This window comes from Devosia sp. Soil_C_22 (genome assembly GCF_057657195.1).
On sequence record NZ_JBDGIY010000002.1, the window covers coordinates 168,891 to 185,573 of the forward strand.

The window sequence follows — 16,683 nt, forward strand, 5'->3', positions numbered from 1 at the left end:
TCCAGGTGTCCTTTCAGCCGTTGGCGGGCCAGTCCCGCCGCTGAAACCACCTTGCCCGAGGCCTGCTGACAGGGTTTGGCAGCAATGGATCAGGGCTGCGGCGCCCAGTCCGGATGGCGGCGGGCCCATTCCTCGCGCCACTCCTTGGCGAGCTGCAGGCGACGCCGGCCGTAGCGGCTTTCGGTCTCGCTGGCCGCGACGACGCGATCGGTGCGGAAGTTGCGGAACGCCTCGCGCATGCAGCACCAGGCGGCGACGATTTGCTTGCCCTCATAATAGGCGAGCTGCACCGGCCAGATGTCGCGCTCCGAGGTCTTGCCGCCCTCGTCGGCATAGCTGATGTGGAGCGCCTTCTCGTTGCGCATGGCGGCGCGCACCAGCCCAAGCACCGGCGCCGGCTCGAGCGGCCCGCGCATCAGCACCGGCCACAGGCCGGTGTCCTTGATGCGGTCGCGCAGGTCGTCGGGCGAGGCCGTGGCGATCTTGCCCAAGGCGTTCTTTGCGGCACCAGCCAGCCCGGCGTCGGGCTGGGCCTGCACCCAGCGCGCACCCAGCACCAGCGCCTCGAGCTCCTCGGGCGAGAACATCAGCGGCGGCAGGAAGAAACCGGGTCTCAGCATGTAGCCCACTCCGGCCTCGCCATCGATGGGCGCGCCCAGGCCGATGAGCGTCTGCACGTCGCGGTACATGGTCCGCACGGAGACGCCCTGTTCCTCGGCGAGCGCCGCCGCCGTCACCGGGCGACGGTGACGGCGGAGCGCGTCCATGACGGCAAACAGGCGTTCGGTCTTGTCCATGGGATGAGGTTAGCGCGCAAAGCGCCCGGCCTCACGATGAAAGGCGCGAATGTCCCCGGCAAGCACATCGGGCACTTCGAGCGCCGGGAAGTGTCCGCCCTTGCCGGCATCGTTCCAGTGGATGAGGTTCTGGAGGTTCCGCTCGCCCCAGGCCCGCGGCGCCGGCAGGTCGCTTTCGGCCGGCACCAGTACGCCCTGCGGCACATCGTGCTCAGGCATGGGCGAGGTGAGCTCGGGATCGGCGAAGGCCTCCTTGTAGAGGCGAACCGAGGAGCCGATGGTTTCGGTGAACCAGTAGACCGCGAGGATGGTCGCGAGGTCCTCGCGCCAGAACACGCTGTCGATGTCGCCGCCGGTATCGCCCCAGCGGTGAAACTTCTCGAGAATCCACGAGGCCAGCCCGGCGGGTGAATCGTTGAGGCCCACCGCCAGTGTCGTCGGCTTGGTGCCGTGGACCATCGCATAGGCGCCCTCGGCAAAGGTCGAATAGTCGACCTTCTTGAAGTACTCGACCTCCTCCGGGGTCAGCTCCGGCGGCCGCGGATAGCCCGAAAAGACGTTGCAGTAATGCGCGCCGATCAGCCGCTGCGGGTGGTGGCGCACCAGCCCGAGTATGGCGCCGCCGCCGAGGTCGGAGCCCGAGGCTAGGAAGCGCTCATAGCCCAGCTCGTCCATCAGCTTGGCCCAGAGATGGCCGATCTGCGTCAGGTTCATACCCCGCTGAGTGGGCCGGCTGGAAAAGCCGTAGCCGGGCAGCGAGGGGATTATGACGTCATAGGAAACGCCGTCCGCCTCGGCCGTCAGCCGATCGACCAGCGGCAGCAACTCGACGAAATTGCTTGGCCAGCCATTGGTGAGCAGCACCGGCGTGGGGTTGGCGCCTTTGCCGCGCACGTGGACGAAATGCACGGTCACGCCGTCGATCTCGGTGGTGAACTGGGCAAAGCCGTTGAGCCGGGCTTCTGCGGCGCGCCAGTCATACTCGCGGGCCCAGTAATCGACAAAGCCCCTCAGCCAGCCGATACTGGTGCCGTAGTCCCAGCCCACGCCCTCGAGCTCATCGGGGAAGCGGGTGGCGGCGAGCCGCGCTTGCAGGTCGGCGAGTGCGCTGTCCGAAATGGCGATCTTGAACGGCTGCATGGGTCATCTCCTTCGCGGGGACCAGCAGGACAACACCCTGCCGGAATGCGAAGTTCTTAGGCCGACCCTGCTGCCAGCCCGTGTCAGCAACCTGCACTCAGCCTTTGGCGAGCGCCGCGGCCTTGTCCGCGAGATTGGCGAAAACGCGCCAGTTGCGCATGGTCATCTTCGCGCCCAGCACTTTCTCGATGTTCAGCTTCGACGTGCTGATGCCCCGGGGATAGGCGATGACCAGGTGCTCGCCCGCCACGGCGATCTGCTCCGGCCCGACATGGCCTGTTATGACAGGCGCCCAGTCCGGCGCCGTGTGGAAGGTGCAGACGCCCATCTCGGCCGGCCGTTCCGCCGCCACGTCGGGAAACGGATTGGCCGCGACGACCTCGGCCATCTGCCCGGGCGTGCATACGAACACTTCGTTGGCCGGCCCGAGCCCGAAGCCGTCGACCACGTCCTGCACCATCTGGCGCGCGACGGCTTTGCCCTTGCGCGAACGGAACACGATATTGCCCGTATTGCCGACCGTGGTCACATCCTCGAGCCCGGCGTCCTCGCAGGCATCGCGCAACGCCGCCATCTTCATCTTGGCGTGCGTCACCGGGCCGATGGCGCGGATCAGGGCGACATAGACCGCCATCAGGCGATCTCGATATCGACCCGGTGGCTGTAGTCCCGGTCGGGGCCGTAGATGACCGACGGGAAATGCGGGTTGTTGACCGAGTCCGGGAACTCCTGGTCCTCGAGGCAGAAGCCCGAATGCTTGCCGAAGGTCTTGCCTTCGGCCGAGGCATTGGTCCACACCGAGTTGTAGACCTGCAGGCCCGCCCGGTCGGTATGGAGCTTCAGGGTCAGCGCCTTGTCGGGGCCGGTGACCACGGCCACCGGATCCTCGAACCGGCGATCGGTGTCGAGCACGGTGTTGCCGTCATAGTCGATTGCCGCGCCGTTGGCGTCGCGCATGTTCCGCCCGGCGCGGAAATCCCAGATGGTGCCGGCCGAGGGCAGGATGGCGCCGGTCGGGATCAGCATTTCGCCGAGCGCGGTATGCGCGCCGGTCGCGATCCTGTAGTGATGGTCGAGCACGTCGGCGCCGGTGCCGAGGTTGAAATACTGGTGCTGCACGACGTTGATCGGGGTGCGCCGGTCGGCCTTGGCGGCGATATCGAGGCGCAGCGTGTTGCCGGTCAGCGTATAGGTCACGGTGAAATCGACATTGCCCGGAAAGCCCATGGCGCCGTCGGGCGAATGGTGGGTGAAGCGCACCGCGTTATTGGCACTGTCGATCTCGCCGGCCCAGACCTGGCGGCCGAGCCCATCTGGCCCGCCATGCAGGGTGTGCGGGCCAAAATTCTTCGCCGTCTCGTAGGTCTTGCCGTCGAGGGTGAAGCGCCCATCCTTGATGCGGTTGGCGACGCGGCCGGCGATCGAACCGAAATACGGGGAAGCGGCCGGGTAGGAGTCGAACTGCTCGAAGCCGAGCACGACGGAGCGGAGCGCGCCCGCCATCGGCACGCGCCAATCGCGCACCACCACGCCCCAGGAAATGATATCGACTTCGGCGCCGGTGTTGCTCTTCAGCTTGAACTGGTCGACCCGCTTGCCCTCGAAGCTGCCGAAACCATCCACCGTGACACTCATTGCCGATCCCTCCGTTTTCGTGCGACGGGTTGGATAGCCGCATTCGGGGGAGAGCGGAAGGGCGGGAGAACGAATGGACGAGATCAAGCGGCGAGCGACGGTGCATGATGTGGCGCGACAGGCCGGCGTGTCGCTGGCGACGGTCGACCGCGTGCTCAATGGCCGGCCCGGCGTGCGCAGCGAGACAGCCGAGAAGGTCGCCGAGGCGATCCGGCTGCTCGATTTCCACCGCGATCTCTCCGCTTCGCTGCTGGCGCGGGCTCGCGACCTCGGCGTCACCTTCCTGATCCCCGATGGCCGCAACGAGTTCATGTTCGCGCTCGGCGCCGCCATCCAGCGCCGCGCCAGTGCCGGCAAGGGCGAACGCGTGTCGATCACAACGCGGCTCGTCCACGCCTTCGACCCTGCCGCACTCGCGTCAGCACTGGGCGAACTCGACCCCAAGACCTGCGACTGCGCCGTGGTCGTCGCCACCGAGGACGACAAGGTACGCCGCGCCATCGACCATGCCGCCCGCCGCGGTATCGCGGTGGTGACGCTGGTGTCGGACCTGCCCGGTTCGGCCCGTCGTCATTTCGTCGGCATCGACAATTTCGCCGCCGGCCGCACCGCCGCCTCGCTGATGGGGCGATTCGCCAAGCCCGGCCCGATCGGGCTGATCGCCGGCTCGCTCAACCTCGCCGACCACCACCAGCGCCGCGAGGGGTTTGAAGCGGTGCTCAAGGCGGAGTTTCCGCATCATCATATCGTCGGACCTCTCGAGGGTTATGACGACGACGCGCGCACCGAAGCGGCGGTGCTGCACATGCTGGAGCAGCCGCTCAGCGGCATCTACAACCTGGGCGCCGGCAATGCCGGCCTGATCCGCGCACTTGCCCAGTCCAAGCGGGCCGGCAAGCTGCGCGTGGTGGCGCACGAGCTGACTCCGGCGACGCGCGAGGGGCTCCTCGGCGGCGCCATCGACGTGGTGATCGACCAGAACCCGGACGGCGAAATCGCCACCGCGCTCAGCGTGGCGCAGTCGGTGGCGCTCGGCCGGCAGTCGGATCGCGAACTGCCCCCCATTGAAATCGGGCTCTATCTGCGCGACAATCTCCCCAGGGCCGAAAGAACCACCTGACTAGACCAATAATACCCGCCCGGGAGGACGTTCCGATGTGTAGTGTGACGCGTCTTGAGGTACGTGCCTCATGACCTATCTCGGCATTGATATCGGCACGTCCGGGGTCAAGGCGCTGCTCATCGACCGCAGCGGCAACGCCATCGGCGAGGCGACCGCCAAGTCGGTCGAGCCGGTGCGCCCGCATCCGGGCTGGTCGGAGCAGAATCCGTCCGACTGGTGGGGCGCCACGCAGGAAGCGCTCGACCAGCTGGCCAAGGCGCATCCGGGTGAGATGGCGGCGGTACGCGGCATCGGGCTCGCCGGCCACATGCATGGCGCCGTGCTGCTCGGGAAGGACGACGCGGTCCTCCGCCCGTGCATCCTGTGGAACGACGGCCGCTCGGCCGCCGAGTGCGCCGAGATGGAAGCGGCTCTCCCCAGCCTCCGCGACATTGCCGGCAACATCGCCATGCCCGGCTTCACCGCGCCGAAGATCGCCTGGGTGCGCAAGCACGAGCCGGCGATCTACGAGCGGATCGCCAAAGTACTGCTGCCCAAGGCCTATATCCGCCTGCTGCTGACCGGCGAGCATGTCGAAGAAATGTCCGACGCGGCCGGCACGCTGTGGCTCGATGTCGGCAAGCGCGACTGGTCGGACGAGTTGCTCGCCGTCACCGGCCTCAACCGCTCACACATGCCGCGGCTTGTCGAAGGCTCGGCCCCGTCCGGAACGCTGAAACGCGAGCTCGCCGCCCGCTGGGGCATGGGCGCCAATGTCGTCATCGCCGGCGGCGCCGGCGACAATGCGGCGGCGGCCTGCGGCATCGGCGCGATCCAGCCGGGCGAGGGCTTCGTGTCGCTCGGCACGTCCGGCGTGCTGTTCGTTTCCAACGACCGTTTCCGTCCCAACACCAAGGGCGCGGTGCACGCCTTCTGCCATGCGGTGCCCAGTACCTGGCACCAGATGGGCGTGATCCTGAGCGCCACCGACAGCCTCAACTGGCTGAGCAAGATCACCGGCCAGGATCCCGCCAAACTCGCCGGCGCGGCGGAAGCGCAGTTTGCCGGCCCGGGCGAAGAAATCTTCCTCCCCTATCTCTCGGGCGAGCGCACCCCGCACAACAATGCCAATGCACGCGGCAGCTTCGTCGGCCTCAGCCACTCCAGCGACCCCGCAAAACTCGCGCAGGCGGTGATGGAAGGCGTGACCTTTGCCTTCCGCGACTGCAAGCGGGTGCTGAACGACGCGGGCACGACGCTCGGCCAGCTCATCGCGGTGGGCGGCGGCTCGAAGTCCGAGCTGTGGCTGAAGCTCATCGCCACCAATCTCGACACCGACATCGCCATCCCCGCTGACGGCGATTTCGGTGGCGCACTCGGCGTCGCCCGGCTTGGCCTCTGTGCCGCCGAAGGCGTCGATCCCGCCGAGATCATGCTCGCACCCGCTATTCAGCGGGTCATAAAACCCGAGGCGTCGCTGGCCGACGCCTATGGGCGTCAATACGAGCGCTATCGGGCGCTCTATCCCGCCATCGAGGAGGCTCGCAAATGACCGATTTCTTCAAGGGAATCAGCCCCGTCAAGTTCGAAGGCCCGGGTTCCAAGAACCCGCTCGCCTATCGGCACTACAACAAGGACGAGATCGTCCTCGGCAAGCGCATGGAGGACCATATCCGGCCCGCCATCGCCTACTGGCATACCTTCGCCTGGGAAGGCGGCGACCCGTTCGGCGGCCGCACCTTCGACCGGCCGTGGTACGCCGGCACGCCGATGGAGGGCGCCAAGCTCAAGGCCGACGTCGCCTTCGAGCTGTTCGACCTGCTCGATGCGCCGTTCTTCTGCTTCCATGACGCCGACGTCGCTCCGGAAGGCGCGACGCTGGCTGAGAGCAACAAGAACCTGCGCACCATCACCGACATCTTCGCCAAGAAGATGCAGTCATCCCGCACCAAGCTCCTCTGGGGCACCGCGAACCTGTTCTCGAACCGCCGCTACATGGCCGGCGCCGCGACCAACCCCGATCCGGACGTGTTCGCCTATGCCGCCGGGCAGGTGAAGACCATGCTCGAGATCACCCATGAGCTGGGCGGGGCGAACTATGTGCTGTGGGGTGGCCGCGAGGGCTACGAGACGCTGCTCAACACCCGCATCAAGACCGAGCAGGATCACGCGGCGCGCTTCCTGTCGTTGGTCATCGAGCATGCCAAGAAGATCGGCTTCAAGGGCCAGCTGCTGATCGAGCCGAAGCCCCAGGAGCCGACCAAGCACCAGTACGACTATGACGTCGCGACCGTGTACGGCTTCCTCAAGACCTACGGGCTCGAAAAGGACGTGAAGGTCAACATCGAAGTCGGCCACGCCTTCCTCGCCGGCCACAGTTTCGAGCACGAACTGGCGGTCGCCGGGGGGCTCGGCATCCTCGGCTCGGTCGACGCGAACCGCAACGACCTGCAGTCGGGCTGGGACACCGACCAGTTCCCCAACAACCCGGGCGAGATGGCGCTGGCCTTCTACCAGATCCTCAAGGCCGGCGGCCTTGGCCAGGGCGGCTTCAACTTCGACGCCAAGGTGCGCCGCCAGTCGATCGACCCGGCCGACCTACTGCACGGCCATGTCGGCGGCCTCGACATCCTCGCCCGCGGCCTCAAGGGCGCCGCAGCCATGATCGAGGACGGCACTTTCGACAAGGCGCAGGACGCCCGCTATGCCGGCTGGGACAGCGCCGCGGCCAAGAAGATGCTGACCTCGGACTCGCTGGCCGATATCGCCGCGCGCGTCGAGAAGGACAACATCAACCCGCAGCCCAAGTCGGGCCAGCAGGAATATCTCGAGAACCTGGTCAACCGGTTCGTCTAGGCGAGCTCACCGGCCTCTCCGTGATCCTCCCCCGTGCAAACGGGGGAGGGGACCGCCAAAGGCGGTGGAGGGGGCGGCCACACGCACCGCACTTCCCGTCGCCCCCTCCACCAGCTTCGCTGGTCCCCTTCCCCCGCTACGCAGGGGAGGATCACCGCAACCGCCGAGCACCCCCATGCCCACCATCCGCAACCCCATCCTCCCCGGCTTCAATCCCGATCCCTCGATCCTGCGGGTCGGCGACGACTATTACATCGCCACCTCGACCTTCGAGTGGTACCCGGGCGTGCAGATCCATCATTCGAAGGATCTCGCCAACTGGGAGCTCGTGACCCGGCCGCTGACCCGCGCGAGCCAGCTCGACATGCGCGGCGATCCGGATTCGTGCGGCGTGTGGGCGCCCTGCCTCAGCCATGACGGCGAGCAGTTCTTCCTCATCTACACCGACGTGAAGCGCAAGGACGGCTCGTTCAAGGACGCGCACAACTACCTCGTCACCGCGCCCTCGATCGAAGGGCCGTGGTCAGACCCGGTCTATATGAACTCCTCGGGCTTCGATCCCTCGCTGTTCCACGACGACGACGGCAAGAAGTGGTTCGTCAACATGATGTGGGACCACCGGGCGCGGCCGCTGCGCTTTGCCGGCATCGCGCTGCAGGAGTACGACCATGCGCAGCGCAAGCTCGTCGGCCCGATCAAGAATATCTACCAGGGCACCGAGCTGAAGCTGGTCGAAGGCCCGCATCTCTACAAGCGCGTCGGCAAGGACGGGCGGCCGTGGTACTACCTGCTGACCGCCGAGGGCGGCACGGGCTACGACCACGCCGTCACCTTCGCGCGCTCGCGCAATATCGACGGGCCGTACGAAACCCATCCGATCAAGCACATCCTCACCGCCAAGGACGCGCCGCTCGCGGAGGTGCAGCGCGCCGGCCATGGCGATATCGTCGAGACGCCGGACGGCAAGACCTATCTCGTCCACCTGATGGGCCGCCCGACGACCCAGAAGCGCCGCTGCGTGCTCGGCCGCGAGACCGGCATCCAGGAAGCCTACTGGGGCGATGACGACTGGCTGTGGGTCAAGAACGGTCCCGTGCCCTCGATCGAGGTCGAGATCCCCGGCACCCGCGACGACACCGACTACTGGGCGGAGCAGCGCTACCGCTTCGATACGCTGCACCAGGACTTCCAGTGGCTGCGCACACCCGAGACCGAGCGCATCTTCAAGGTCGGCGACAACAAGCTGACGCTGATCGGGCGTGAATCGATCGGCAGCTGGTTCGAGCAGGCGCTGGTGGCGCGCCGGCAGACGCACTTCTCCTACGATGCGGAAGTGACGGTTGATTTCGATCCCGTCGACGAGCGCCAGTTCGCCGGCCTCACCGGTTATTACAGCCGCTACAACTTCCACTACATCACCGTCACCGCCCACTCTGACGGCAAGCGCGAACTGCTCATCATGAGCTCGATGGCGAGCCACCCCGACGGCAACCTCACCTTCCCCGCCGCCCCCATCCCGCTACCGCAGGATGGCCCGGTGCGGCTCAAGATCGAGATCCGCGGGCCCAGGCTGCAGTTCTTCTATGCCGCCGGAACCGCCGCGGCAGGTGGCAACTGGCAACCGGCGGGCCCGGTGCTCGACGCCTCGCTGCTGTCGGACGAATGCGGCGGCCACGCCGAGCACGGCAGCTTTACCGGCGCCTTCGTCGGCGTCGCGGCGAGCGATCTGAACGGGACGGCGAAGGAAGCGGTGTTTTCGGACTTCGTGTACCGCCCGGTGAAGGATGTGAGCGACCGGTACTAGCCACCCCTCATCCGGCGCTACGCGCCACCTTCTCCCCGACGGGGAGAAGAATTCGGATAGCCCGGTGGCCACCACTATTCCTCTCCCCGTCGGGGAGAGGGTGGATCGGCCGGAGGCCGAGACGGGTGAGGGGTGTAAGGCACCGCCGCCGGGGAAACCCGCCGCACCCCTGTTGCCCCCCACCCCCAAACCCCATAACCTCGCGGCCTTCCGCCATTCCCGCGAGACCATGGACCAAGCGCCCTATAGCGCCCCGAGCGCCACCGATGCCTCGCCCATCACCCCGATGATGGCGCAGTTCCTGGAGATCAAGGCGGTCAATCCGGGCTATCTGCTGTTCTACCGGATGGGCGATTTCTACGAGATGTTCTTCGAGGACGCCGAGATCGCGTCGCAGGCGCTCGGCATCGTCCTCACCAAGCGCGGCAAGCACCAGGGCCTCGATATCCCGATGTGCGGCGTGCCCATCCACGCCGCGCAGGATTACCTCAAGAAGCTGATCGGCCAGGGCCACCGCGTCGCCATCTGCGAGCAGGTCGAGGATCCCGCCGAGGCGAAGAAACGCGGTTCGAAGTCGCCGGTGAAGCGCGACGTTGTCCGCCTCGTGACGCGCGGCACCATCACCGAAGACGACCTGCTGCCCACGCGCGGTTCGGCCTATCTCGCCGCCCTCTCGATGGTGCGTCACGGTGAGACCGATTTCGCGCTCGCCTGGGCGGATGTGTCGACCGGCGAAACCGCGGTGCTCGACATCCCAGCCACCGCGCTCGGCGACGAACTCGCCCGTATCGGCCCGGCCGAACTGCTGCTCACCGAGGCGACGCGCACCGCGCTCAAGGACGCGCACATCCCGCTGCCCGAGACGGCGCTGGTCGATCTCGATATCGCGCAGTTCGACAGCGAGCTGGCCGGCAAGCGCATCGCGGCCGCCTTCGCCGCCGGCGAGGTCGACCCGACCGCCTATTCGCGCGCTGGCCGCGCCGCGCTCGGCGCCCTGCTCGATTATGTGCGCGAGAGCCAGAAGGGCGTGCCGGTGGCGCTGCGTCCGCCCACCGCCGAGCGGCTCGCCTCGCACATGGCGATCGATGCTGCGACGCGCACTTCGCTCGAGCTGCTCGAAACCCAGCGCGGCGAGGAAAAGGGCTCGCTGCGCCACGAGATCGACCTGACGGTCACCCCGCCCGGCTCGCGCCTCCTCGCCCGCCGGCTTGCCGCCCCGCTGTGCGTCGCGGCCGAAATCAACGCCCGGCTCGATGCGGTCGAATGCTTCCGCGCCGATGGCCTCCTGACCCAGCGGCTGCGTGGCGAGCTCAAGGCCGTGCCCGATCTTACCCGCGCCGTCACCCGCCTGGCCCTCGGCCGTGGCGGCCCGCGCGACCTCAACGCCGTGGGCGCGGCCATCGCTGCCGCCATCGCGCTATCGGAGCGGCTGATCACCATTGCCGATGCACCGCGCGAGATCGACGCCATCATCGCCCGCCTCGCCGACGCCCCCGCGGCCCTGGCCGCCGAACTGGCCGATGCCATCGATGATGAGCCGCCGCTGGTGGCGCGCGATGGCGGCTTCATTCGCCGCGGCTATGACACAACGCTCGACAACGAGCGCGCGCTGGCCTCGGAAACCCGCGCCGTGGTCGCGGCGCTGCAAGCTCGGCTGATCGAGGAAACCGACGTCCGCTCGCTGAAGATCCGGCACAATGGCGTGCTCGGCTATTTCGTCGAAGTGCCGGCCGGGCACGGCACAAAACTGCTCGAGCCGCCGCATCGCGATACCTTCATCCACCGCCAGACGCTGGCCAATGCCATGCGCTTCACCACGGCGGAGCTGGCCGACCTCGAAGGCCGCATCGCCAAGGCGCATGGCGCCGCGCTCGCCATCGAGGGCGCGATCTTCACGCGCCTCAGCGACGCAGTGGTCGTCGAGTCGACGCGCCTCCGCGCCATTGCCGATGCCCTGGCCGAGCTCGATGTCGCCACGTCGCTCGGCCATCTGGCTGCCACGCGCAATTTCTGCCGGCCAACGGTCGATGACAGCCTCGCCTTCTATATCGAGGGCGGCCGCCACCCCGTGGTCGAGACCAACGTACGGCGGGGCGGCGAGGTGTTCGTCGAGAATGGCTGCGACCTCACCGGCGGGGCGCTGTGGCTGATCACCGGCCCCAACATGGGTGGTAAATCCACCTTCCTGCGCCAGAACGCGCTGATCGCCATCCTCGCGCAGATGGGCAGCCTCGTGCCCGCCTCCGCCGCTCATATCGGCGTCGTCGACCGGGTATTCTCACGGGTCGGCGCCTCGGACGATATCGGCGGCGGGCGCTCGACCTTCATGGTCGAGATGGTCGAGACCGCCGCCATCCTCAACCGCGCCACTGCCCGCTCGCTCGTCATCCTCGACGAGATCGGGCGCGGCACCGCTACATTCGATGGCCTCTCCATCGCCTGGGCGGCGGTCGAGGCGCTGCACGACGACACCGGCTGCCGCGCCCTGTTCGCGACGCATTTCCACGAGATGACCGCGCTTTCCAAGACGCTGAAGCGCGTCTCCAACCACACCATGAAGGTGCGCGAGTGGGAAGGTGAGGTCGTGTTCCTGCACGAGGTGGCCGATGGCGCCGCCGATCGCAGCTATGGCATCCAGGTCGCCCGGCTCGCCGGCCTTCCCGAGAATGTGCTCGCCCGGGCGCGACAAGTGCTCGGCGTGCTCGAACAGCGCTCTTCCGGTGGAAAAGGCGCCGTGCTAGACGATCTTCCGCTTTTTGCGCACCAACCGCCGCCGCCGAAGCCGGCCGTTAATCCCATTCATGACATGCTCGACCAGGTCCGCCCCGACGACCTCACACCGCGACAGGCGATCGACCTGATCTACGAGCTGAAGAAAACCCGCGATGCAACTCGCCGAACTTGACGCCCGGCCACGAAAACCGAGCTTCCAGCTCACACAGTCCGACACGATCCTCGCCCAGCTGCGCGGCCTTGTCGCCGGCCACGATCCCAAGAGCGCCACCGCGCGCAGCGCCGTACTGAACCACCTCCGCTCGGTCCTCGCCGATGCGCGCAAGAGCGCCGAAGCAGAGCTGCGCGCCACCGGCAAGGGCACGCGCTGCGCCATGAACCTCAGCGCCGCCGAAGACGAGATCATCCGCGCCATCCACCATTTCGCCGTGCGCGATGTCTACCCGGTCGACAATCCGTCCGGCGCCGAAATGATATCGATCGCAGCCGTCGGCGGTTACGGCCGCGGCACGCTGGCGCCCGGCTCCGACATCGACCTGCTGTTCATCCTGCCCTACAAGCAGACGCCCTGGGGCGAGCAGATCACCGAATACATCCTCTACATGCTGTGGGATCTCGGCCAGAAGGTCGGCCACGCCGTCCGCTCGGTGGACGATTGCATCCGCATGGCGCGCTCCGACATGACGGTGCGCACCGCGACGCTCGAGGCGCGCTACCTGATCGGCGACCGTGGCCTGTTCGACCAGCTGGTGCATCGGTTCGAAACCGAGATCATGCCCAAGACCGGCCCGGAGTTCATCGCCGCCAAGATGGCCGAGCGCGATGAGCGGCACCGGCAGATGGGCAATACCCGATACGTGGTCGAGCCCAACATCAAGGACGGCAAGGGAGGCCTCAGAGACCTCCACACGCTCTTCTGGATCGGCAAGTATTTTTACCGGGTGAAGACCAGCGCCGAGCTGGTCGGCAAGGGCGTGCTCAGCGCCGAGGAATACCGCCTGTTCACGCGGGCCGAGGATTTCCTCTGGGCCATCCGTTGTCACCTGCATTTCCTCACCGGCCGGCCCGACGAGAAGCTGACCTTCGACGTGCAGCCCGACCTCGCCGACCGGCTGGGCTTTACCGAACGCGCCGGCATGCTGGCGGTCGAGCGCTTCATGAAGCGCTATTTCCTCGTCGCCAAGGATGTCGGCGACCTGACCCGCATCTTCTGCACCTCGCTCGAGTTCGACCACGCCAAGCCGCTCGACGTGGTCGGCCGCGTCCTCGCCCCGTTCAAGCGCGGCAAGGTGGCGATCAAGGGCGAGACCGATTTCGTCATCGAGGGCGGCCGGCTCAACATTGCCGGCCCCGACGTGTTCCAGAAGGACCCACGTAACCTCATCAAGGGGTTCATGCTGGCCGGGCGGCACGACGTGCATCTCCACCCCGACGCCATCAAGGCGATCCGCCGTTCGTTCAAGCTGATCGGCCCCGAACTGCGCGCCGACCGGCAGGCCAATGCCTGGTTCCTCGAGATCCTGACCGCGCCGACCTATGTCGAGCGCATCCTGCGCCAGATGAACGAGGCCGGCGTGCTCGGCCGCTTCGTGCCCGATTTCGGTAAGATCGTCGCGCTGATGCAGTTCAACATGTACCACCACTACACGGTGGACGAGCACCTGATCCGCGCCGTCGGCGTCATGGCCGAGATCGCCAATGGCGGCATGCGCGACCAGCTGCCGCTGACGCACGAGCTGCTGCCGCACCTCAACGATACGCGCCTGCTCTATGTGGCGCTGTTCCTGCACGACATCGCCAAGGGCCGCCCGGAGGATCACTCGATCGCCGGTGCCCGCATCGCGCGCAAATTCTGCCCGCGGCTGGGGCTCGATCCGGCCGAGACCGACACCGTCGCCTGGCTGGTCGAACATCACCTCTTGATGAGCGAGATCGCCCAGTCGCGCGACATCCAGGACCCGGAAACGGCACGGTCCTTCGCCGACGCGGTACAGTCGCCGCAGCGGCTGGCGCTGCTGATGATCCTCACCGCCTGCGATATCCGCGCCGTCGGCCCGGGCGTGTGGACCGGCTGGAAGGGCTCGCTGCTGCGCTCGCTCTACTACGCCACCGAGCCGCTGCTCTCCGGCGGGCACAGCCAGGTCACTCAGCGCGACCGCATCGAGGCGGCCAAAACCGTCCTGCGCGGCGCGCTCTCCGCCTGGCCGGCCAACGAAGTCGAGGCCTATGTCGGCCGCCACTACGACCATTACTGGCTGCGCGCCGAGCCCGAGCTGCAGATCGAGCACGCCAAGATGATCCGGGCCGCCGACCAGGCCGACCAGATGTTCTCGGGCTCGATCCGGGTGAAATCGTTCGAGGGCATCACCGAGGTCTCGTTCTACACCCCCGACCACCCGCGGCTGCTCTCGCTTATCGCCGGCGCCTGCACCATGGCCGATGCCTCGATCATCGGCGCGCAGATCTTCGGTACCCGCGACGGCCGCGCCATCGACACGTTCCGCCTGCGCCGCTCTTTCACCTCCGACGAGGACGAGAAGGTGCGCGCCACCCGCATCATCGACACGGTGAAGCAGCTGCTGCAGGGCAAGCGGCAGATCCTCATCGACCTGGGCAAGGAAAGTCGCCACAACAAGCGCCTCAAGCCATTCAGCCTGCCGGCGCAGGTGTCGGTGTCAAACGGCATCTCGAGCAAGTTCACCGTCATCGAGGTGATGGGTCTCGACCGTGTCGGCCTGCTGCACCAGCTCACCCGCGCCATTTCCGACCTCAACCTCACCATCGGATCCGCCCATATCGGCACCTATGGCGAAAAGGCCGTCGACGTCTTCTACGTCACCGATCTCACGGGTCACAAAATCGAGTCCAAAGCCCGCCAACGGAAGATCCACGACGAACTCCTCGCCATCTTCCAACCGCTGCCGGAGGAGGAGGAGAAGCAGGTGATGAATGGGTAGGATGCGGCCGGCCCCATGAGCCTCACCCGCAACTTCCTCTCCGTCGGCGGCCTCACCCTCGTCTCGCGTATTTTCGGCTTTTTCCGCGATGCGCTGATGGCCGCCGTGCTCGGCATTTCGCCCGTGTCCGACGCGTTCAACGCCGCGTTCCGCTTCCCCAACCTGTTCCGCCGGCTGTTTGCCGAGGGGGCGTTCAACACCGCGTTCGTACCGATGTTCTCGGGCGCGCTCGAGACGCAGGGCGCGGATGGGGCGAAGGAACTGGCGAGCCGGATCATGAGCTGGCTCGTCGCAGCCATTCTCGTCGTAACCATCCTCGTCGAGATCTTTGCGCCGCAGATCATGGTGGTGTTCGTTCCCGGCTTTGTCGGCGACCCCGAAAAGTTCGAGCTGACCGTGTTCCTCACACGGATCATGTTCCCCTATCTCGCGTGCATGTCGCTGATGGCCGCCTACGCGGCCATCCTTAATTCGATGGGCCGGTTCTTCGCTGCCGCCTTCGCGCCGATCGTGCTCAACATCGTCAATATCGGGGCGCTGATCCCGCTGGCGATCCTGACGCTCGAAGCGCCCGACACCGCCTTCTGGGTGGCGGTCGCCACCATGCTGGGCGGCATCGCGCAGCTGGCGCTGGTCTGGTGGGCCATCCGCCGCACCGGCATGACCCCGCGTATCCGCCTACCCCGCTTCGACGCCGAGGTGCGGCGGTTCTGGGTGCTGGCGGTACCGGCGATCATCGCGGGCGGTATCACCCAGATCAACATCTTCGTCGGCACGGTGATCGCCTCGGGCGCCAGCGAGGTGATGTCGATCATCTACAATGCCGACCGGCTGTACCAGCTGCCGCTCGGCATTATCGGCATCGCCATCGGCACGGTGCTGCTGCCCGAGCTTTCGCGCCACCTCAGCGCCGGCCGCGATGCCGAAGCCCGAGCCAGCCAGAGTTATGGCCTGTTCCTCTCGATGTTTCTCTCGATGCCGGCCGCCGGGGCGCTGATCGCACTGGCGCTGCCCGTGGTGCGCACGCTGTTCGAGCGCGGAGCATTCGGAGCCGGTGACAGCGTCAACGTCTCGCACGCGCTCATCGCGTTCGCGGTCGGCCTGCCGGCCTTCGTGCTCATCCGCGTGCTGCAGCCGGGGTTCTTCTCGCGCAAGGACACCAAGACCCCGACCTGGTTCGCCGCCATCTCGCTCGTCGTCAATATCGTCTTGTCGCTCGCCCTGTTCGGGCCGCTGAAGCATGTCGGCATCGCGCTCGCCACCTCGATCTCGGCCTGGATCAATGTCGCGCTGCTGGCGTTCTTCCTCGCGCGCCGCGGCCACTTCGCCATCACCGCGGCCGAGTGGCGTCAGCAGGGACTGATCCTCGCACTGACGCTGGTGATGTCCGGGGCGCTCTGGGGTTTTGTTGTCGCCCTCGGCCCGGTCTTCGATCCCGGCTATTTCTTCCCCGCGCAGGCGCTGGCGCTGCTGGCGCTCTGCGTGTTCGGCGCCGGGCTCTACTTCGCGCTGGCCCACCTCACCCGCTTGCAGCCGCTCGGCGGGCGGCTGCGGCGTTTGCGACGCCAAAAGCGCTGAGGCTTCGCCTCCCTCCCCCTTGCGGGGAGGGATCGAGGGAGGGGGTGGTTCGGTGATCACCGATAGACCCCCACCCCCAGC

At 67.0% G+C, this 16,683-nt stretch carries 11 protein-coding genes; 7 read left to right on the forward strand and 4 right to left on the reverse strand.

Going from position 1 to position 16,683, the window contains the following annotated elements; genetic code table 11:
* Positions 1–89: 89 nt before the first annotated feature.
* From AC3A6I_RS17875 to AC3A6I_RS17890, 4 genes are all read right to left on the reverse strand, one after another.
* Positions 90–797, reverse strand: coding sequence for a helix-turn-helix transcriptional regulator (locus AC3A6I_RS17875; protein ID WP_487545217.1), 708 nt, complete (start codon positions 795–797; stop codon positions 90–92).
* Positions 798–806: 9 nt separating this feature from the next.
* Complete coding sequence (locus tag AC3A6I_RS17880) at positions 807–1,937, reverse strand: epoxide hydrolase family protein (RefSeq protein ID WP_487545218.1); 1,131 nt, start codon at positions 1,935–1,937, stop codon at positions 807–809.
* A 97-nt stretch (positions 1,938–2,034) separates the two neighbouring features.
* The gene (locus AC3A6I_RS17885) at positions 2,035–2,571 is read right to left on the reverse strand and encodes a DUF1697 domain-containing protein (RefSeq protein ID WP_487545219.1); all 537 of its coding nucleotides are present in this window, start codon (positions 2,569–2,571) and stop codon (positions 2,035–2,037) included.
* On the reverse strand, positions 2,571–3,572 hold the full coding sequence (locus AC3A6I_RS17890) for an aldose epimerase family protein (protein WP_487545220.1): 1,002 nt from the start codon (positions 3,570–3,572) through the stop codon (positions 2,571–2,573). The genes AC3A6I_RS17885 and AC3A6I_RS17890 overlap by 1 nt, the downstream gene beginning before the upstream one ends.
* Positions 3,573–3,645: 73 nt before the next feature.
* Here AC3A6I_RS17890 and AC3A6I_RS17895 point away from each other — a divergent pair, with 73 nt between their 5' ends.
* The 7 genes from AC3A6I_RS17895 to murJ all read left to right on the forward strand — a co-directional run bounded on the left by AC3A6I_RS17895 (position 3,646) and on the right by murJ (position 16,602).
* Positions 3,646–4,692: a LacI family DNA-binding transcriptional regulator gene (locus AC3A6I_RS17895; protein ID WP_487545221.1), complete on the forward strand. Its 1,047-nt coding sequence runs from the start codon at positions 3,646–3,648 to the stop codon at positions 4,690–4,692.
* Positions 4,693–4,762: 70 nt separating this feature from the next.
* Positions 4,763–6,226 (forward strand): xylulokinase, encoded by a 1,464-nt coding sequence (gene xylB / locus AC3A6I_RS17900; protein ID WP_487545222.1) that lies wholly within the window; start codon positions 4,763–4,765, stop codon positions 6,224–6,226.
* The gene (xylA, locus tag AC3A6I_RS17905) at positions 6,223–7,530 is read left to right on the forward strand and encodes a xylose isomerase (protein ID WP_487545223.1); all 1,308 of its coding nucleotides are present in this window, start codon (positions 6,223–6,225) and stop codon (positions 7,528–7,530) included. Before xylB ends, xylA begins: the two co-directional genes overlap by 4 nt.
* A gap of 175 nt (positions 7,531–7,705) precedes the next feature.
* Positions 7,706–9,334: a glycoside hydrolase family 43 protein gene (locus AC3A6I_RS17910; protein ID WP_487545224.1), complete on the forward strand. Its 1,629-nt coding sequence runs from the start codon at positions 7,706–7,708 to the stop codon at positions 9,332–9,334.
* 229 nt (positions 9,335–9,563) lie between these two features.
* The gene (gene mutS / locus AC3A6I_RS17915) at positions 9,564–12,239 is read left to right on the forward strand and encodes a DNA mismatch repair protein MutS (RefSeq protein WP_487545225.1); all 2,676 of its coding nucleotides are present in this window, start codon (positions 9,564–9,566) and stop codon (positions 12,237–12,239) included.
* Entirely contained in the window at positions 12,220–15,024 is a 2,805-nt protein-coding gene (locus tag AC3A6I_RS17920; RefSeq protein ID WP_487545226.1) for a [protein-PII] uridylyltransferase, read from the forward strand. Before mutS ends, AC3A6I_RS17920 begins: the two co-directional genes overlap by 20 nt.
* A 15-nt stretch (positions 15,025–15,039) precedes the next feature.
* Entirely contained in the window at positions 15,040–16,602 is a 1,563-nt protein-coding gene (murJ, locus tag AC3A6I_RS17925) for a murein biosynthesis integral membrane protein MurJ (protein WP_487545227.1), read from the forward strand.
* Positions 16,603–16,683 lie beyond the last annotated feature (81 nt).